At 41.6% G+C, this 19,796-nt stretch carries 20 protein-coding genes; 9 read left to right on the plus strand and 11 right to left on the minus strand.

All coding sequences use genetic code 11. The annotated features are described in order from the left end of the window. The first annotated feature begins 11 nt into the window (after positions 1-11). From hslU to rraA, 3 genes are all read left to right on the plus strand, one after another. A complete protein-coding gene (gene hslU / locus QMY49_RS13425) occupies positions 12-1,343 on the plus strand; it encodes an ATP-dependent protease ATPase subunit HslU (RefSeq protein ID WP_283311964.1) in 1,332 nt (443 codons plus the stop codon). A gap of 308 nt (positions 1,344-1,651) precedes the next feature. Further along, positions 1,652-2,569 (plus strand): 1,4-dihydroxy-2-naphthoate polyprenyltransferase, encoded by a 918-nt coding sequence (locus QMY49_RS13430; protein ID WP_239924035.1) that lies wholly within the window; start codon positions 1,652-1,654, stop codon positions 2,567-2,569. A gap of 75 nt (positions 2,570-2,644) precedes the next feature. Next, on the plus strand, positions 2,645-3,184 hold the full coding sequence (rraA, locus tag QMY49_RS13435) for a ribonuclease E activity regulator RraA (protein WP_283311967.1): 540 nt from the start codon (positions 2,645-2,647) through the stop codon (positions 3,182-3,184). Positions 3,185-3,280: 96 nt separating this feature from the next. On the opposite strand, the gene zapB is transcribed toward rraA, so the two are convergent. Then, complete coding sequence (zapB, locus tag QMY49_RS13440; RefSeq protein ID WP_005450586.1) at positions 3,281-3,523, minus strand: cell division protein ZapB; 243 nt, start codon at positions 3,521-3,523, stop codon at positions 3,281-3,283. Positions 3,524-3,870: 347 nt separating this feature from the next. On the opposite strand from zapB, the gene glpX reads away from it, so the two are divergent. From glpX to QMY49_RS13455, 3 genes are all read left to right on the plus strand, one after another. Continuing rightward, positions 3,871-4,878 (plus strand): class II fructose-bisphosphatase, encoded by a 1,008-nt coding sequence (glpX, locus tag QMY49_RS13445; RefSeq protein ID WP_005450587.1) that lies wholly within the window; start codon positions 3,871-3,873, stop codon positions 4,876-4,878. Between the two features lie 792 nt (positions 4,879-5,670). Further along, entirely contained in the window at positions 5,671-6,285 is a 615-nt protein-coding gene (locus tag QMY49_RS13450) for a helix-turn-helix transcriptional regulator (protein WP_005446749.1), read from the plus strand. 137 nt (positions 6,286-6,422) lie between these two features. Further along, complete coding sequence (locus tag QMY49_RS13455) at positions 6,423-6,767, plus strand: DUF3135 domain-containing protein (RefSeq protein ID WP_017190019.1); 345 nt, start codon at positions 6,423-6,425, stop codon at positions 6,765-6,767. Here QMY49_RS13455 and QMY49_RS13460 read toward each other — a convergent pair. The 3 genes from QMY49_RS13460 to QMY49_RS13470 all read right to left on the minus strand — a co-directional run bounded on the left by QMY49_RS13460 (position 6,764) and on the right by QMY49_RS13470 (position 8,657). Further along, positions 6,764-7,051 (minus strand): GIY-YIG nuclease family protein, encoded by a 288-nt coding sequence (locus tag QMY49_RS13460; RefSeq protein ID WP_080628652.1) that lies wholly within the window; start codon positions 7,049-7,051, stop codon positions 6,764-6,766. The two genes, QMY49_RS13455 and QMY49_RS13460, sit on opposite strands and share 4 nt — an antisense overlap. Before the next feature lie 662 nt (positions 7,052-7,713). Further along, a complete protein-coding gene (locus tag QMY49_RS13465) occupies positions 7,714-8,136 on the minus strand; it encodes a DUF805 domain-containing protein (protein WP_045490736.1) in 423 nt (140 codons plus the stop codon). Positions 8,137-8,309: 173 nt separating this feature from the next. Continuing rightward, a complete protein-coding gene (locus QMY49_RS13470) occupies positions 8,310-8,657 on the minus strand; it encodes a 5-carboxymethyl-2-hydroxymuconate Delta-isomerase (RefSeq protein WP_005451170.1) in 348 nt (115 codons plus the stop codon). Positions 8,658-8,928: 271 nt separating this feature from the next. Here QMY49_RS13470 and tpiA point away from each other — a divergent pair, with 271 nt between their 5' ends. Then, positions 8,929-9,699: a triose-phosphate isomerase gene (tpiA, locus tag QMY49_RS13475; RefSeq protein ID WP_283311974.1), complete on the plus strand. Its 771-nt coding sequence runs from the start codon at positions 8,929-8,931 to the stop codon at positions 9,697-9,699. Between the two features lie 497 nt (positions 9,700-10,196). After that, on the plus strand, positions 10,197-11,546 hold the full coding sequence (locus tag QMY49_RS13480) for an MBL fold metallo-hydrolase RNA specificity domain-containing protein (RefSeq protein ID WP_283311975.1): 1,350 nt from the start codon (positions 10,197-10,199) through the stop codon (positions 11,544-11,546). A 70-nt stretch (positions 11,547-11,616) separates the two neighbouring features. Here the strand turns inward: QMY49_RS13480 and QMY49_RS13485 are convergent, their stop codons facing one another. Continuing rightward, positions 11,617-12,783 (minus strand): nucleotide sugar dehydrogenase, encoded by a 1,167-nt coding sequence (locus QMY49_RS13485; RefSeq protein ID WP_283311977.1) that lies wholly within the window; start codon positions 12,781-12,783, stop codon positions 11,617-11,619. 184 nt (positions 12,784-12,967) lie between these two features. On the opposite strand from QMY49_RS13485, the gene wecA reads away from it, so the two are divergent. Continuing rightward, positions 12,968-14,038 carry a UDP-N-acetylglucosamine--undecaprenyl-phosphate N-acetylglucosaminephosphotransferase gene (wecA, locus tag QMY49_RS13490; protein ID WP_069506970.1) on the plus strand — a complete coding sequence of 357 codons (1,071 nt, stop codon included), beginning with the start codon at positions 12,968-12,970 and terminating at the stop codon, positions 14,036-14,038. 35 nt (positions 14,039-14,073) lie between these two features. On the opposite strand, the gene QMY49_RS13495 is transcribed toward wecA, so the two are convergent. The 6 genes from QMY49_RS13495 to QMY49_RS13520 all read right to left on the minus strand — a co-directional run bounded on the left by QMY49_RS13495 (position 14,074) and on the right by QMY49_RS13520 (position 19,759). Then, complete coding sequence (locus tag QMY49_RS13495; protein ID WP_283311979.1) at positions 14,074-14,997, minus strand: KpsF/GutQ family sugar-phosphate isomerase; 924 nt, start codon at positions 14,995-14,997, stop codon at positions 14,074-14,076. Beyond that, positions 14,997-15,746 carry a 3-deoxy-manno-octulosonate cytidylyltransferase gene (kdsB, locus tag QMY49_RS13500; protein WP_069506964.1) on the minus strand — a complete coding sequence of 250 codons (750 nt, stop codon included), beginning with the start codon at positions 15,744-15,746 and terminating at the stop codon, positions 14,997-14,999. The genes QMY49_RS13495 and kdsB overlap by 1 nt, the downstream gene beginning before the upstream one ends. Positions 15,747-15,797: 51 nt before the next feature. Further along, positions 15,798-16,592, minus strand: a complete 795-nt coding sequence (kdsA, locus tag QMY49_RS13505; protein ID WP_283311980.1) for a 3-deoxy-8-phosphooctulonate synthase — start codon at positions 16,590-16,592, stop codon at positions 15,798-15,800. Next, a complete protein-coding gene (locus tag QMY49_RS13510; RefSeq protein ID WP_069506960.1) occupies positions 16,592-17,746 on the minus strand; it encodes a glycosyltransferase family 4 protein in 1,155 nt (384 codons plus the stop codon). The genes kdsA and QMY49_RS13510 overlap by 1 nt, the downstream gene beginning before the upstream one ends. A 254-nt stretch (positions 17,747-18,000) precedes the next feature. Further along, on the minus strand, positions 18,001-18,915 hold the full coding sequence (locus QMY49_RS13515; protein ID WP_283311983.1) for a glycosyltransferase: 915 nt from the start codon (positions 18,913-18,915) through the stop codon (positions 18,001-18,003). Next, entirely contained in the window at positions 18,863-19,759 is an 897-nt protein-coding gene (locus QMY49_RS13520; RefSeq protein ID WP_283311985.1) for a hypothetical protein, read from the minus strand. The genes QMY49_RS13515 and QMY49_RS13520 overlap by 53 nt, the downstream gene beginning before the upstream one ends. Positions 19,760-19,796 lie beyond the last annotated feature (37 nt).

Raw genomic sequence — 19,796 nt, forward strand, 5'->3', positions numbered from 1 at the left:
AAGGAAAGAATATGTCTGAAATGACTCCTCGCGAAATCGTTCATGAACTGAACCGCCACATTATTGGTCAAGACAAAGCAAAATGTTCGGTTGCGATTGCACTACGTAACCGCTGGCGTCGTATGCAGCTTAAAGAAAGCTTGCGTGTCGAAGTAACGCCAAAGAATATCCTTATGATTGGTCCAACTGGCGTTGGTAAGACAGAGATCGCTCGTCGTCTTGCTAAGCTGGCAAACGCACCTTTCATCAAAGTCGAAGCAACAAAGTTCACCGAAGTGGGCTATGTAGGTAAAGAAGTGGAAACCATCATCCGCGATCTGACCGATGTTGCTGTGAAGATGACTCACCAACAAGCGATGGAAAAAGTAAAATTCCGCGCTGAAGAGCAAGCCGAAGAGCGTATTCTTGATGCCCTACTGCCACCAGCACGTGATGCTTGGGGTCAAACAGAGCAGAAAGAAGATACATCGAACACGCGCCAAGTCTTCCGCAAGAAACTGCGCGAAGGTCAGCTAGACGACAAAGAAATCGAAATCGATGTAGCTGCACCGCAAATGGGTGTCGAGATCATGGCGCCTCCTGGTATGGAAGAAATGACCAACCAGCTACAGGGTATGTTCCAAAACCTCGCTGGCGACACCAAGAAAAAACGCAAGCTGAAAATCAAAGACGCGATGAAAGCATTGGCGGAAGAAGAAGCAGCGAAACTGGTGAACCAAGAAGAGCTGAAAGAGTCTGCCATCTTCAACGTAGAGAACAACGGCATCGTATTCATCGATGAGATCGATAAGATTTGTAAGCGCGGTGAAAGCTCTGGCCCTGACGTTTCTCGCGAAGGTGTTCAGCGTGACCTGTTACCTCTTATTGAAGGTAGCACGGTATCAACGAAGCACGGTATGGTGAAAACAGACCACATCCTATTCGTCGCTTCTGGCGCATTCCAAGTAGCGAAACCTTCTGACCTGATCCCAGAATTGCAAGGTCGTCTACCAATTCGTGTTGAGCTTGAAGCACTGACCAGCAACGACTTCAAACGTATCCTAACTGAGCCAAAAGCGTCTCTGACAGAACAATACGTTGCGCTGATGAAAACTGAAAACGTGGATGTAGAATTCACGGAAGATGGCATCACGCAAATCGCGGAAGCGGCATGGACAGTAAACGAAACCACTGAAAACATCGGTGCACGTCGTCTGCATACTGTGATGGAGCGTTTGATGGATGAGATTTCTTACGACGCAGCAGAGCAATCAGGTGCGAAGTTCGTGATTAATGCGGCTTACGTGAAAGATCGCCTAGGCGATACGATTGAAGATGAAGATCTAAGCCGCTTTATTCTTTAATCGCAATCTATCATGCCAAAGCCCAGAACCTTGTTTCTGGGCTTTTTCGTTTAGAATGATGGGGACTTTAACAAGCTCTAGACCAAAAGAGTTCATCATCCTAGCGAACTCAGGCGTGGCTATGGATCTAATCATCGCGTGCATCGCCTTCTTCTCTTCATGAAAGAGCGCTGTTTTATTGCCTCAAATATGGAAACTGTGTTCCTTCTCTATAAGTCTTTGAGTCTTAATTGAGTTGTTTCAAGTCAATAGCGCATCGAGCGCTTTGTGCTTATACTGGGCACATTGGTTACTAGCACGAAATATCCATGAAACAATCATTGCAGATCTGGCTTGAAGCCGCTCGCCCAAAAACTTTACCTCTCGCACTGGTGTCTATTTTAACTGGTAGCGTACTTGCGTACTCTGCTGGTCACTTCTCGCTGACTATCGCAGTGATGGCATTTGTCACAGCAACACTGCTGCAGATTCTATCTAACCTTGCGAACGATTATGGCGACGCAGTGAAAGGCACAGATAACGACAATCGCTTAGGTCCTCAGCGGGCGATGCAGTCTGGCGCAGTCACAGCGGATCAAATGAAAAAAGCGATCATTTTCAACATCATTCTGACTGCCATTGCTGGTCTGACACTGGTGTTTTACGCGCTGAGCTCGTTTGAAAGCATCATTACCTTTATTGGCTTAGGCATTCTTGCCATCCTTGCTGCGATTGCGTACACCATGGGCAGTAAGCCTTACGGCTATGTTGGTCTAGGTGACTTGTCAGTATTCCTTTTCTTTGGCTTACTTGGTGTATCTGGCACTTACTTCCTGCACACGGGTCATGTTGATGCGACGTTATTCTTACCAGCGCTAGGCTGTGGTTTATTGGCGGTAGCAGTCCTGAACATCAATAATATGCGTGATATCGAAAATGACAGCGAATGTGGCAAACGCACCATGGCAGTTCGACTAGGACAACGTAAAGCCAAGCAGTATCACTTTATTTTGCTTGGTGGTGCGCTACTGGCTTTTGCCGCTTACCTGCTCATTCAAGACAAGCCAGTATGGATCAGCTTACCCTTCTTGCTCAGCATCTACGTAATAGCCCACCACGGGAAAGCCGTTTGGGATACTGAAAAACCAGCACAAATTGCACCTATGATGCCAGTTGTCGTGAAGTGCTCACTGGTGACTAACGTTTTATTTGCAACAATTGTGGTAGCTCAAACTCTGATGAGTTAAAAAAGGATTGTCATTGCATTGACTTAATGCCTAGATATACTCAAAGACAACAGTTTCTGTTTAGAAAGGTACGCTATGGAATACAATACCTCAGCACTCTGTGATATCTATCTTGATCAGGTAGATGTAGTTGAACCGATGTTCAGTAACTTTGGCGGTCGAGCGTCGTTTGCCGGGCAAGTGACGACGATTAAGTGTTTTGAAGACAACGCACTGATCCGTGAAACGTTAGAACAAGATGGTATCGGGCGAGTATTGCTGATTGATGGTGGCGGTTCCTTGCGCAGAGCCTTAATCGATGCAGAAATCGCAACACTAGCAGAAGAAAACGAATGGGAAGGGATTGTGGTTTATGGTTGTGTTCGCGAAGTGGACGAACTGGAAGACATGAACCTTGGCATTCAGGCTCTCGCTTCAATTCCTGTTGGGGCAGCAAATCAAGGCATTGGTGAAATCGACGTACCAGTGAACTTTGGTGGCGTTAGCTTCCTACCTGAAGATTACATCTATGCCGATAGCACAGGCATCATTCTTTCACCTGAGCCACTCAATGTAGACTTAGAGCTCGATGAAGAAGACGAAGATGAAGATGAAGATGAAGCAGAGTTAAATTAATCTTTTATTAGCAACTAGCCGCATCGCTAAAAAACATCGCCAAATACGCAAACACCCGCCGAAGCGGGTGTTTTTGATTCTGGATACTTAAGTGGATTATTCCACTTCGTCCATCTTGCCAAGTAGTGCACGAATGCGCTCTTGCCATTGTGCGTGCTCTTGTTGAGCTTGCTGAGATTTTTGCTCTAGCTCTTCACGTTGAGAACGAAGCTCGTTAGCTTCTGTTTCAAGTTTTACTTTATCTTCTTTCAGCTCTTCGACTTCCATCTGAAGAAGAGTGATTGTGTCAACTGCAGTTTGAATTTTCGCTTCTAGTTGTTCTAGTACTTCAAAAGACATCTTGGCCTACCTATTGTTATTCCGTTGGGACGATGCGCGAGCGTTCGCTTGCACCTTACCGATAAGGTTCATTCTACTCAGCGTAGCGACGATAAACACTCACTATATTCGATATTTCGCATCATTCGGTTAAAAAATCAGCGCAATCTCACTAAACGCTGACTTTTCTTATCCTAGAGGCATTTTTGAACAATGCAATTTGCTCTCACGACGCCAAAAACTCACCCAAGTATTGATCAAATTCAACTTAGTTAAAGTAAAAGCTCAGCAAAAAGGCAAACGTTTAACTTACGATGTGATAGAATCGCCGCGCAAATTCTTCTTCCCTCTTGTTACTTGGAGACATCATGAAACGCGATTTAGCAATGGCATTTTCCCGTGTTACTGAAGGTGCCGCTCTGGCTGGCTATAAATGGCTTGGTCGTGGCGACAAAAACGCAGCGGACGGTGCTGCTGTTGAAGTTATGCGCACCTTGCTGAACAAAACAGACATCAGTGGTGAAATCGTTATTGGTGAAGGCGAAATCGATGATGCGCCAATGCTATACATTGGTGAGCAAGTGGGCATCGGTGGCGATGAAGTAGATATCGCCGTTGACCCGATTGAAGGCACACGCATGACGGCAATGGGTCAATCTAACGCATTAGCAGTGCTAGCAGCCGGTGAGAAAGGCAGCTTCCTTAAAGCGCCGGACATGTACATGGAAAAATTGGTTGTTGGTCCTGGTGCAAAAGGCGTTATCGACTTAGGTAAACCTCTAAAAGAAAACCTAGAAAACGTTGCTAAAGCACTGAACAAGACTCTTGATACACTTGTTGTGATTACGCTTGCTAAGCCACGTCACGATGAAGTGATCGCAGAGATGCAAGCAATGGGCGTTCGTGTGTTCGCAGTGCCAGACGGTGATGTAGCCGCTTCAATCCTAACTTGTATGCCAGATAGCGAAGTAGACGTGATGTACTGCATCGGCGGCGCTCCAGAAGGCGTAGTATCGGCAGCAGTGATTCGCGCACTAGACGGTGACATGCACGGTCGTCTTCTTCCTCGTCACGAAGTAAAAGGCGATACTGAAGAAAACCGCATCTACGGCGCTGCTGAACTTCAACGCTGTGAAGAGATGGGCGTTCAAGCGAACGTGGTTCTAAAGATGGAAGACATGGCACGCAGCGACAACGTAGTATTCTCTGCAACGGGTATTACCAAGGGTGACCTACTGGAAGGTATCTCTCGTCAAGGTAACATCGCAACAACAGAAACCCTATTGATTCGCGGTCGCTGCCGTACTATTCGCCGCATCAAGTCTACGCACTACCTAGAGCGTAAAGACCCTGAAGTGCGCGATATCATTCTTTAAGCAGTATTCGAGGCTCCCACTCCCCCTGAGTTGGAGCCTTTCTATTCTGGTAAGTCATTTAAACTTCGTTTTTAATCGCGAGACTGAGAATCTAATTCCAGCAAGCTCTTAAGCTTTATTCCTCCTCCAGACCACAGAATCAAAGGATAATAGATTCTGAATCACACTCGTTCCTCGTTGTTCAGAATGACGACTACTTTAACAAGCTATAAACCAAAAGAGTTCGTCATCCTAGCAAGCTCAAGCGAGACTAAGGATCTAGTAGCAGCGCCCCCAAACTCTTCCTTATTCACCTCAAATCACAGCACAAACGGATGATAGATTCTGAATCACACTCGTTCCTCTTTGTTCAGAATGACGATTACTTTAACAAGCTACAAACCAAAAGAGTTCGTCATCCTAGCGAGCTCAAGCGAGACTAAGGATCTAGTAACAGCGCCCCCAAACTCCTCCTCATTCACCTCAAGTCACAGCACAAACGGATAATAGATTCTGAATCACACTCGTTCCTCGATGTTCAGAATGACGATTACTTAAACAAGCTATAAACCAAAAGAGTTCGTCATCCTAGCGAGCTCAAGCGAGACTAAGGATCTAGTAGCAGCGCCCCCAAACTCTTCCTCATTCACCTTAAATCGCCGCACAAATGGATAATAGATTCTGCATCACACTTGTTCCTTGTTGTTTAGAATGACGACATATACCCAACAAATCCACACACAAATTAAGTCAACACTTTTCTTTACTAACCCTATCGAGCATAATATGTACTGATGTATAGATGGTGGGTATATGAAGACCGTAGATAGGATTTTGCAAATCGTTAAGCGTGATGGCTCTGTCACTGCGAAACAACTCTCTTCTGAACTGGGAATGACAACCATGGGTGCGCGTCAGCATCTACAAGGTTTAGAAGATGACGGCATCCTGTCGATTCATGATGTAAAGGTCAAAGTTGGGCGCCCAACCCGTCATTGGTCCCTTACACAAAAAGGTCATGAGCAATTTGCTGATCGCCACGGCGAACTGACCATTCAGTTTATTGAAGCGGTAGAGCACATCTTCGGTAAAGACGGATTGGAGAAAGTCACATCTGAGCGCGAGAAACTCACCCTACAAAACTACCAGCAACACCTTGAGCAGTGCGACTCTCTGGAAAGCAAGTTACAGACACTTGTTACTCTGCGTGAGCAAGAAGGCTACATGGCAGAACTAGAGAAAGATGAACATGGGTTTATTCTCATCGAAAATCACTGCCCTATTTGCAAAGCAGCCACTCGCTGCCCAAGTTTGTGCCAATCTGAACTCAATGTCTTCCAATCACTTTTAGGTAGCGAAACCAAAATCGAACGAGATGAGCACATCATCAGTGGTCAACGTCGCTGCGTGTACCGAATCCAGCAATAAATCTTCGATCAAACCAACCGCTATTATGAACATACTCTCTTATAAATGAGACTATGACGCAATTCATCCGCTCTCATCCTCTGTGTAGATTAAGCTTTTAGTAACTAGGAGCAACATCCAATGGATTTGGAGCGGCTATGCCGAACAGTTATACACCTCAAGTTTTGCCCTCATTCGATGAAATGGTAAAAATGGCAGAACAAGACCCCGAAGCCTTTGAGCAATTTCGTCACGATATGGCGAAAGAGATGATTGAAGGTGCTTCAGAGCAGATGCAACCACGATTGTGGGCACAGCAAAGTCACATAGATAGAGTCATTCATAACTGCAAAAATCCCAACCACACAAATGTCGTATTAATGAATGAATTGCAGAAACAGGTCGTGAAATTCAGAGAGGCATTACAAGGGGAAACCGCCCCAACTAAAAAAGCCGATGTGGTTGAGTTGAAAACGTTTAAAGATAGGGATGATTTTTACTAAAACTCGTTGGATAAATCGAGAAAGTCAGGATTCGTTTTTCTCACTAAATCTAACTTCCACTCTCGCTTCCATTGTTTCAACTGCTTTTCTCGGTTTATGGCAGTTGCCATATCTTCAAACAGCTCAAAGTAAACGAGCTTGTGAACGTGATATTTCTTGGTAAAACCCTCAACGATTCCGTTTTTATGCTGCCATATTCTTTGGGCTAGTTGGCTGGTAACACCAATGTAGAGAACTGAGTTATTTTTTGAAGTTAGGATGTAAACGCAAGGTATCTTGTCGATGGTTCATTCTCCTTAATGATCTGTGGTTGCTTTTCCATTGTAATTCACTAGCTCGGTCGTTTACTGCAAACTCGGAGCACTCGGTGAGTAGATTCTGAATCACGCTCGTCCCTCGCTGTTCAGAATGACAGTTAATTTAACTTGCTATTAAGTAACAGAAATCAGTCATTCTAGCGAGCTTCAGCGAGACTAAGAATCTACTTTCTGCAAGAACGAGACCTTAGAAAGAACGCCTCTCACAGTTACTTTAAGTCACTCTTAAATAAAGGAATCCGTCATTCTAGCGAGACTAAGAATCTACTAACAGCAAGTACGAGACCTTAGAAAGAACACCCTCTCATAGTTACTTTAAGTCACTCTTAAATAAAGGAATCCGTCATTCTAGCGAGCCTCAGCGAGACTAAGAATCGACTTTCAGCAAGTACGAGACCTTAGAAAGAACACCCTCTCACAGTTACTTTAAGTCACTCTTAAATAAAGGGAATCCGTCATTCTAGCGAGCCTCAGCGAAACTAAGAATCGACTTTCAGCAAATACGAGACCTTAGAAAGAACACCCTCTCATAGTTACTTTAAGTCACTCTTAAATAAAGGAATCCGTCATTCTAGCGTGCCTCAGCGAGACTAAGAATCTACGTCCAAGGAGTTCGATACCTAAAGACCTTACTCCGGCTCAGGACCGTATTTGTTCTGACCGGCAGAACCTTTCAAGAAACCACACTCGACAAGAATCCATAGACCACATAGCAGAGAGACCGAAGCAATCAGCATTTGCGGTGTAGATGGGTCCTGCGCAGCAGGGTTAGTCATTGGCGTGGCAACTCGACCAATGATCAATGGGATGTTCAACGCTAGCCAGTAAATCGACTTATTACGGTCATGCCAACGCTTAGTGGTTATCGCCAAATCTGGGATCAGAAGAATCAATAAGAAGATAGGCAGAAGAATATAAGAAAATGCAGGGAACAACTTACTGATGCCCGCACCAAAACCTAAGATTAGGATGTAGTAGATGATGTTCCACATCCAGTAAGTTTTACGACCTATACGCCCTTGGAAAGAAAACAATAACTCTTTAATCGACATCGACTTTTACCCTAATTTTGAAAGGCTATAGATTAGCCGAGTCAGCATGGTTTGAAAAGTTCATCCCCCAGAGGAAAACATCACCAGACTTCAAACTGTAGGTCTGTACATTTAGAGCCTTCAGCTTGTCGACTCTAAATGAGGCAGTTTGGGATTTAACCCGAGCAACAGAGCTAGTTCACCACCTTCTGGAAGCAATCAATATCCATATCGCGCACATTCACCGTTAAGCTACGAACATGACTCGCTTGTTCCTGTAAAACAACCATCAGTGCTCTTGATAACTCGCGTTTTTGTTCTGCACTTCTACCTGCCAGCAAATCAAAGTTGATGTGAATGAAATCAACACTATCGCCCTCTTCTCCCACCAACCAATTGTGGCAACGAAGCGCACGTGATTTGACGGACGCAAGCTCGAACAAACCACTCTCCAAGGTGACTTTGTGTAGATCTTCTAGTAATCCCTGGACATTCACACGCTCATCGACTGAGTTGGAATATTCTAAAACTAAGTTTGGCATTTTGATTCCTTTCTTATTACGGCGAACTTTTAACCCACAGTAATACCAACCTAAGGCGCATTTTCCGAGGAATGGACTATCATTCTGTCTACGCGATCACCAATCGATTGCTTTTGACAAAAATAACAGAACTAATGCAGCACCGACCAGATGAAGAAAGCCGAATAAGACATGACGCCAATCATGATCTGTTCACATTATTCTGTTATATTCCTACGTAGATTTTTTACATTAATAGACTATTTACATTAAAGATAAGGGAGATATTCCTATGCGTCGTCCTGTAGTGATGGGTAACTGGAAACTAAACGGTAGCAAAGCAATGGTAACTGAGCTGCTAACTGGTATTAACGCTGAACTTGAAGGCGTTGAAGGTGTTGACGTAGCAGTAGCTCCACCAGCTCTTTACATCGATCTAGCTGAGCGCGTAATCGCTGAAGGCGGTAACAAAGTTATCCTAGGTGCACAAAACACTGACCTAAACAACAGCGGTGCTTTCACTGGCGACATGTCTCCAGAAATGCTGAAAGACTTCGGTGCTTCTCACATCATCATCGGTCACTCAGAGCGTCGTGAATACCACAACGAATCTGACGAGTTCATCGCTAAGAAATTCAACTTCCTAAAAGAAAACGGTCTAAAGCCTGTTTTCTGTATCGGTGAATCTGAAGCTCAAAACGAAGCTGGCGAAACTGAAGCTGTATGTGCACGTCAAATCAACGCAGTTATCGACACTTACGGTGTTGAAGCTCTAAACGGTGCAATCATCGCTTACGAACCAATCTGGGCTATCGGTACTGGTAAAGCAGCAACAGCTGAAGATGCACAACGCATCCACGCTTCTATCCGCGCACTAATCGCAGCGAAAGACGAAGCAGTTGCAGCACAAGTAATCATCCAATACGGCGGTTCTGTTAAGCCAGAAAACGCTGAAGCTTACTTCTCACAACCAGACATCGACGGTGCTCTAGTTGGTGGCGCTTCTCTAGACGCTAAGAGCTTCGTAGCTATCGCTAAAGCAGCGGCAGCAGCTAAAGCTTAATTTCGCTTTTTATTAAGCAGAAATAACAAAGGGATGCATCACGCATCCCTTTTTGTTTGCCTACGATCTAATGAGTTTTGTCATTCCGAGGAGCCGAAGCGACGTCAGGAAGCGACATCAGGAATCTACCCTCCGCACACCCCCAAATCAAACCAGCAAAACAACAGACATAACCTATAAGACTCCCGTCATTCCGAGGAGCCTAAGCGACATCAGGAATCTACTAACCGCACGCACCCAAATCAAAACAACAAAACAACAGACATAACCTATAAGAATCCCGTCATTCCGAGGAGCCTAAGCGACATCAGGAATCTACTAACCGCATGTGTCAAACCCAAAGTTAAGTAACGAAAAACGCCTTACATCAAAACAAAGAACCTAATCGCACTTCCGATTATTCCCACTCAATTCCATCCAACCAACGAACTCTATTCACTTACCCTGCCCTCAAGATTTAGTATTGACCTATGCTTGTTCAAGGAGGAGCAATCGACATGACAACACCAATATCAGACATCGCCAGTGTGATTCACCATGGTGGGAAACATACCGTCACTGGCTCTTGTCATGAATTGAAACTGCCACACGGCAGCATCTTGATCGATTGCGGACTCTTTCAAGGCAAAGACATCCATTTTGGCAACCGCAGGGCATCATTGGATATTGAATTTCCGGTTAAACACATCAAAGCATTAGTCCTGACTCATGTTCATATCGACCATATTGGACGCCTACCTTGGTTACTGGCTGCTGGATTTAAAGGTCCCATCTACTGCACCAAAGCAACAGCCGAACTAGTACCGCTCATGTTAGAAGATGGATTAAAGCTGCAACTGGGTTTGAACTTCCACCAGCGTCAACAAGTCCTCAATGTTATTAAAAAACAGCTAAGACCCCATGACTACCAACAATGGCTGCCACTTGGCAAACAATGTTACCTACGCTTTCAGCCTGCGGGGCACATTCTTGGTTCCGCTTACGTGGAATTCAAACTCCCCAATCATGAAATCATCGTGTTTTCCGGCGATCTAGGTCCGTCCAATACCCCACTCTTACCCGATCCGAAGCCGCCAAAGCGTGCCGACCATCTGTTCATCGAGTCCACATACGGCAACAAAGAGCATGAAGACATTGCCACTCGAACTGAGCGCTTGAACGCCATTATCGATCACGCACTGCAAGATGGTGGTGTAATTCTGATCCCAGCTTTCAGCGTAGGACGTACGCAGGAACTATTATTCGATATTGAGCAACTGATTCACCAACGCGATTTGTTGTCTTCTTTGCCAATTATCCTAGACTCACCGCTTGCGAAAAGAGTTACGAAGACCTACCGCCGTTTCAAAAAACTGTGGGGAAAAGAAGCAAAGCAAAAGCTCAACAATCATCGTCATCCCCTCGCCTTTGAACAATGCATTACTGTGGAAAGCCATAGAGAACATCAAGCATTAGTGAATCGACTAGCCTCCACCGATGAGCCTGCGATTGTCGTCGCGGCATCCGGTATGTGCGAAGGAGGAAGAATCGTCAATTACTTAAATGCACTCTTGCCAGACGAAAGAAATGATGTGTTGTTTGCGGGCTATCAAGCGCAAAGAACATTAGGTCGAGAAATCCAATCAGGCAGCCACACGGTGGATATCGATAGCCAATCAATCGAAGCCAACGCACAGATCCATACCATCTCTGGATATTCTGCACATGCAGACCAAAGCGATTTATTGAAGTTTGTTACTGGTATTCCAGCACAACCAAAAGCCGTGCATTTGATACATGGAGAGAAAGAAGCAAAAAAAGAGTTAGGAGAGAAATTGGAAGCAGAGGGGATTGAGGTGGTTTATTGATTAGAGCGAAGTGAATACTTTAGTAAAACCAAAGAAGGTCCTAGCAAACTAGGACCTTACCAGAGATTGATTAGTCGCTACCAAACAAGTCACGCGTGTAAACTTTATCCGCTACATCGGTCAACTCTTCCACCATTCGGTTAGAAACAATCACATCCGCACTTTGTTTGAATTCATTCAGGTCTTTAATCACTCGAGAGTTAAAGAAATCTTCTTCTCTGAGTACTGGTTCGTAAACTACGACCTCAACACCTTTCGCTTTGATGCGCTTCATGATGCCTTGAATAGAAGAAGCACGGAAGTTATCCGATCCCGCCTTCATGATTAAACGGTAAATACCGACAACTTTTGGTTCGCGCTTAAGAATAGCTTCAGCCACAAAATCTTTACGAGTGCGGTTAGCATCAACAATCGCACCAATGATGTTGTTTGGTACATCTTGGTAATTGGCTAAAAGCTGTTTAGTATCTTTTGGTAAGCAGTAACCACCGTAACCAAATGATGGGTTGTTGTAATGATTACCGATACGAGGATCTAAGCCAACACCTTCAATGATTTGACGAGCATCCAAGCCATGAGCTTCTGCGTAAGAATCCAGCTCATTAAAGTAAGCAACACGCATAGCAAGGTAGGTGTTTGAAAATAGTTTTACTGCTTCAGCTTCTGTCGAATCAGTAAATAGAACTTGAATATCGTCTTTTACTGCCCCTTCGACCAGCAAGCCAGCAAACACTTCGGCACGTTCACTGCGTTCACCAACAATGATACGTGATGGGTGGAGGTTATCGTAAAGTGCTTTGCCTTCACGCAAGAACTCAGGGGAGAAGATGACATTCTCACATCCCAACTCTTCTTTGATTCGAGCAGTATAGCCAACAGGAACAGTAGACTTAATCACCATTACTGCATCAGGGTTGATAGACATAACATCTTTAATCACCGCTTCAACAGAAGAAGTATTAAAGTAATGCGTGACTGAGTCATAATCCGTTGGCGTTGCGATCACAACATATTCTGCACCTTGATAAGCTTTCTGCTTATCGGTTGTTGCGATGAAGTTTAGTTCCCTGTTTTCAAGGAAGTGTTCAATCTCAGCATCAACAATTGGAGATTGTTTTTTGTTTAGCAATTCAACTTTTTCAGGAACGATATCTAATGCAACCACTTCATGGTTTTGAGCTAACAGCATAGCGTTAGAAAGCCCAACATAACCGGTACCAGCAACAGCAATTTTCATGAACAAACCCTAAAACCTCATTTTCTTTAGGATATCAAGAATACTACGTCATCGCACGTGGCATTGATTCAAACTACCTTATTTGACACAACAACTTATATTTTTTATTGAACAGTAACTTTTTCATACCATCAACTTGAGCTAAAATTAGGCGATTATATGTAAAATCACAGTTGGCTATTTTATGTTCCTTGAACTCAGTTTTATCTTTTTCTCTTCTTTTGCAACGCTCTTTTTAATGCGAAAAGTTGCAAAACGAATCGGTTTGGTCGACAAACCCAACGCTCGTAAATTACATAACGGAGCAGTCCCTTTAGTTGGAGGTCTTTCGATTTGTTTAGTTCTTGCACAATATCTAACCTTCAATCCAGATACTATTGAACACAGCTGGCTCTACTTACTGTGCATTTGTGTACTTACGATAGTCGGAGCAGTTGATGACAAAACTGACCTTAGCTTTAAAGTTCGCTTAGGGATTCAAGCAATTTTGTCAATTGTTATGATGAAAGTTGCAGGGCTTGAGCTTAATAATCTCGGAGATATGTTTGGGATTGGAGAAGTGTCTTTAGGTTGGGCAGGCAGTTTAATTACTATAGTAGCAGTAATCGGTGCTATTAATGCCTTTAACATGGTAGATGGTATCGACGGCTTGCTAGGCGGTCTTTCTATTGTAACATTCGGGGCACTAGCATTTTTATTGCAAGTTGATAGCCAACATGGTCTAGCTTATTTGTGTGTGGTCATTATTGTAGCTATGCTTCCTTATATCTTTATGAACCTTGGGATACTAGGGAGAGAGCGAAAAGTATTTATGGGTGATGCTGGGAGTATGATGATTGGTTTTACTGTAATCTGGTTGTTGCTAGGAGTTAGCCAAACTGGAAGTTCTGAACCACTAATGCGACCAGTAACCGCTCTTTGGTTGATTGCCGTGCCCTTAATGGATATGGCTGCAATTATGATTCGTCGTATTCGCAGAGGCGACTCTCCATTCAAGCCAGATCGTGAACACTTGCATCATATTTTCCAACGTCTAGGCCTTGGACCTAAACAAACTCTTGTAGCAATATGCTTTATTGCAAGCCTTTATGCTGGTTTCGGGATTTATGGTGAGGCTACAAATATTTCAGAAGTAACGATGTTCGTCTTATTCATTTCGTGCTTTGTAATTTACTCAATCATTTTGGCGTACATTTGGAAAATTACTAGCTATATCAGAAGCTGGATAAATGCGAGAAAAACAGTAAAAGCTTAAAAAAAAGTCCAGAAGGATACCCTTCTGGACTTTTTTTATTTTTTCAAAACCCCTATAACTCTCTCATCTTCGACAACGATGAGTGATGTTATCTTTTTATTTTCCATCACTTCATAGGCACTTTGAGTACTCGCAGAACCAGAAATTTTAGCGGGATTTAAGGTTAGAATGTCTCGAGCCTTTAAATCAAAAACTTGCTTACCGTTGGCATTCATTGCTTTTCGAACGTCGCCGTCCGTAATGATAGCTAAACCCTGATCAACTTCAACTAACACCAACCCTAACTTTCCATCAGAAATTGCGTGCACAACAGAAGTAAAGTCAGCACTTTCTTTGACTACTGGAAACTCGGAGACCATTTCATCGCTAACTCTGGATAAAAGGCGTCTTCCTAAACTCCCTCCAGGATGAAATCGGGCAAAGTTTTCTGGCAGAAATTCTCTAGATTCCATTAACGCGACAGTCAATGCATCTCCCATAACCAACGTAGCAGTAGTCGAAGAGGTTGGAGCTAATTGATGCGGGCAAGCTTCTTTAGGAACGGCTATATCCAAATGACAATGGGCGTTTTTTGCTAATGTGGATCCGCTTTTGCCGGTAAGCGCTATAACATAGTTCCCATTATCTCTTAGAAATGGAAGTAGTTTTAGCACCTCATCCGTTTCACCTGAGTTAGATATTGCAATAAAGACATCTTCAGGTTTGACCATCCCTAAATCACCGTGAAAAGCTTCACCCGGATGCATAAAGAAACTAGGCGTACCTGTACTTGCGAAAGATGCAGCAATTTTTTTTCCAACAATACCAGATTTACCCATGCCACAAATAATAGTACGCCCATGAGTAGTGAGAATAGCATTTACTGCCTGAATAAAACTATTATCGATGTGAGCCCCCATATGAATGAGCCCATCTACTTCTGTCTGAATTACGTCCTTAGCAATTTTTATGATGTCCATTAAGCCTTTTCCATTCTCTTTTTGATAGTTAAATAGTCATCCAAAGTGTCTATTCCATGAGCAAGCTCTCCATCAAAATAACAAGCACCAATTGCCATACCATTTGAAAGAGCTCTTAACTGCTCGAGCTTCTCATAAGCCTCTAGAGGCGCTTCTTCGAATGAACAAAATGCGTCTAGAGCACCCACCGTATAAGCATAAATGCCGACATGACGAAAAGCGAACGAAAGATCCGAAGGAAATTCCCTGTTGTAAGGGGTGTTTGAGCGAGTAAAATAAAGAGCTCGATGATTCAATCCCATGACGGCTTTAACAACATTAGGGTTATTGAAGTCATCACTATGTACAATTGGCACAACAACTGTTGTTATTTCGAATTCTGTATGTTTACGTGCAAATAGCGATAGTTGACGAATCAACTTAGGGTCAACTAGCGGTTCATCGCCTTGAACATTAATGACAATATCTTGCTTGTTCCAACCTTGTGAGGTCGCTACCTCGAAAATTCTATCAGTTCCACTGTCATGCTCACACGACGTCATTATGACTGGAATGTTCAAATCAGAGGCTTTCTCAAATATTCGAGTATCGTCAGTCGCTAACATGATATCTCGGGAGTCAAAACCAGCTTCAAGACAGCGCTGAAAGACATGCCAAAATATTGGCCTATTATTTATTTCAAGTAATGGCTTACCAGTAAGTCTAGAGGAGCCATATCGAGCAGGAATAACTATTTTTACTGTATTCAAAATATACTCTTTAATTAGATACGAATAATAGATTGACTAGGAGTGGAGATGCTAGAATCTTGTTTCAATTTTAGGACGTTTATTCACAACCTCATCAATTTCTAAAAGTGTTTCTAACAACTCTTCCATGTGCTTTAATGCAAGCATATTCGGACCATCGCATAAGGCATGATCCGGGTCTGGATGGGTTTCCATAAACAAGCCGTCAATACCAACAGCTACAGCAGCTCGAGCAATAGCTGGAACATGAAAACGGTTCCCTCCAGTTGAGCCGTTAAGTGTGCCAGGCATCTGAACACTATGAGTAGCATCCATAACTACCTTGCAACCAGTCTCTTTCATTATAGTTAGACCCGGCATGTAGTTAATTAGCTGCCCGAAGCCAAAACTCGTACCACGATCACATAGCCAGATATCATTATTGCCGACGGCTCGGCATTTCTCCACAACAGGCGCCATATCCGAAGGATGCATCCACTGTCCTTTTTTAACGTTTACGGGCTTACCGAAAGAAGCAACTCTTTGAATAAAGCTCGTTTGACGAACAAGGAACGCAGGTGTTTGTAAAACATCGACTACTGACGCAACTTCGTCTAAAGGGGTATCCTCGTGAACATCAGTCAACACCTTAAGTCCTAATTGATCCTTTGCTTTTTGAAGAATTTTTAGACCTTCATCAATGCCTGGGCCTGTAAAGGCATTTACGGATGAACGATTCGCCTTAGTAAAAGATGATTTGGCGATATATTCAATACCGAGCTTGTCGGTAATCTCTTTTAAAGATTCAAAAGTATCTAAAACTACACTTTCGGATTCGATAACACATGGACCTGCAATTAAGAACATTAAATTTCACCCCTACATTTTAATTCGTTAATATATAGTGTATTAATTTTATTAACTCTCGAATCTATATCATAAAACTTATTGACAAGCTCAAGACTATAATTTCCCATTGATTTTCGCAAAACTTCATCATCAATTAAATTCAATAAAGAATTCACAAAATCTTCATTATTTGTGAGTTCAAAGAGAAATCCGTTTTTTCCATTTTCGATTAGATGATTATTACCAGGGATATTAGATACTACGCAAGGCAACCCCGTCGCCATTGCTTCTATAATAGCTAAAGGCATCCCCTCCCATAGAGAAGGTAAAGAAAAGATGTCAAAGCTTCGAAGCAAGTCCGCTGTATCGGACCTCCAACCCAAAAACTTGATATTATCAGAGTAGCTATCAGACATAGCTTCCAACGACGCTCTAAGCTCTCCCTCCCCCACAAAAACAAAAACAACATCATTACGACTAGAAAGGATGGATAACGCAGCATCTACCATTGCCTTCGGGTTTTTCTGCTCCCACAAACGTCCAATCATTCCTATAATAATCTTGTCTTTAGATAACTTTAATTCTGACCTAATCAAATTAAGACTAGACGAATCTGATGGATGAAATATGTTTTTATTAACACCATTTGGTAAAACTACCAGCTTATCTTCACTAAGCTTTAGTTTATCAATACAAATTTTCTTATCATTTTCATGAAGACAGATAACTTTATGAGACAACCTTCCACCTAAAAACTCCATAAAAACATAAAACATATATATAATTTTACTTTTAGCAGAAGAGAAAGGAAAACCGTGAACGGTATGAATAACTAATGGTACCCCGGCCATCCTAGCAGCCAACCTTCCCAGCAGCCCAGTCTTTGAAGAATGGGTATGCACAATATCAAACTCTTCTTTTTTAAAAATTTTATAAAGCGAGATTAGAGCTTTAAAATCCTTGACTGGTGATATCTCTCTGACAAGATCTGGGATCAACTTTGTACTTATATTTAATTTACTTGCTTTTAATGTCAATTCACCTGAACTTTGGCAGATAATTGTTTTACTATAGTGCTTTTCACTTAACCCATCTAACTCTGAAATAGTTACATTCTGTACACCAGTCAACAAAGGAAGAAGTTGAACATGAGCAATCTTTATTTTCTTCATAAAAGCCACAACTTAATTTTACTATAAACCAACAAAACACAAACATCAGCAACAACAAATTGAGCACTTTAACAATCAAAACAAGTACTATCAATTTAATAAATTAAAATAAAAGGTGAACATTATATGAAATTTATTAAACATAAGTCCAAATCAAGTTAATCGCGTTAAAATTCATCTAGAACGATCATGTTTAATCCATCTCATTACTTCGGTAATAACTCACATTAAAAAATACGATTAATTTTATCCAATTACTCTTTCAACAAATTAAAAATATAATCTCTCAATTTTAATTCCTGAAATATTTTGGACCAAGATGCAACACTTGGAATGTTTCTATCTTTAGAAAAAAACGACTTAGAAAGTCCATCTTCGTCCGAGAAAAAAAATAAAGGATAAGAGTTTCTTTCTGAAAATTCATCTACCCAATTATAACGAGTTGTAATGACCTTTTTACCCATTGCTGCATACTCTAATAACTTGGTAGACGTTTGAATATTGTAAGGGTAAACATTAGGGATCCAATTAACACAAACTTCACTATCAAGAATATATGAAAAAACCTCTTCTTGAGGAACAAAACCCAAAAAGACAATATTTGAATGAACCTTGTACCTTTCGAGTAAATCGTCTTGTGCTTTTCCTAGTAGAAATAGTTTTAGTCCATTAGGATTATAGGAAGGATCAATAAATAATTTTATGAGACCATCAATATCTCTACTTGGATCCATTGCACCAACATAGAGAAAGTCATACTTTGAATCAGTATTTATCCTAAAACCTTGTTTAGGAAGCTCAACTCCCATATCACGAATCAAATACTTTGAGTCACACAAGAAGGTAAGGTCATCTTTAACCTTATGATTCAGAAATATTCTTAAATCAGGAGTATGAGAAAAAATACCTTTAATAGTATTTTTAAACTTTGAAAACGGAGGAGTAGATAACGAAGCGTATTCATGAATTACTAGTCTTGAATTTGTGAGCTTTTTTCTAGAAAAGCCCATAAAATGCCATTCAATATCGAAATGAGCATTCTTATATTTTTCTATATCTTCGCGATTAACTACAAAAACTTCATCACCATGTAAAGAAAAATATTTACTATAAGCTTTAATTTCTGGTAGATTTGCTTTTCCTGGAGTTACAAATATAATTTTCATCATCTCTCACTATCATTCCAATAAGAAAAAACCACAATATAGGAGCAAATAAAGGCATTTTACTTAAAAACATAACAAATAACATCATTTTCGTCTTAAATCCCTTCACGCTAAATATTAAGATAACAAAGAAAACAATACCCAAAACTCCAAAAGTAAAAAAGAAATTAAACAATAGTGATGTATCTCTAACCAAACATTGACAGTCATTGAAAGAGTAAAATGAACCTGTTAATACTCGTGTAATGTCTTGTTCTAAAAGGAAATTAAACGCATATAACTTAACACCCAAGCTTATATCTTGCCTCCCAGAAAAAAAACGCCACGATATATATTGGTAAACAACATAAACTATCGCCATCAAAATTGGGAGAGTAATAACTTTTATTATTTTACTATTTTTCAACACTTGCCAATAAGCAATTATAATAAATGAAAAAGCAAAAATAATGGCAAAAACAGACAAAGTAAATAATAGAGAAATTACGGTAATTAAATGTAGTTTATTAACCTTAAAGTCAGACAACTTATAACTTAAGAAAAGCAAAGGCGTAATATATGTAGCATAAGTTCCTGGTTCAAACGTTAAACCAGAAGGTCGCCAAAGGCGAAATGAGAATAATGGGGGACCAATAACTCTTGATTCATGCCCGGTAAGAGGTCCAGTAAAGTCAAGGTGGTAACCTGAACCATAAAGTAAAAAACCTTGAAGAAATAGAAAGGAGACATTCACAAACAATGCAAAACTAATAGCTTGAGAGAAAATTTCTTTATTTTTATAGTTATATGATGCCCAAAAAAGACCAACTGCAATTATACCCACCAAAGTGGATCTAAAATAAGCCATGTCAAATTCAAAGCTATAAACAACCACACCTGGCAAT

The organism is Vibrio harveyi, from assembly GCF_030060435.1.
Lineage (GTDB): Bacteria > Pseudomonadota > Gammaproteobacteria > Enterobacterales > Vibrionaceae > Vibrio > Vibrio harveyi.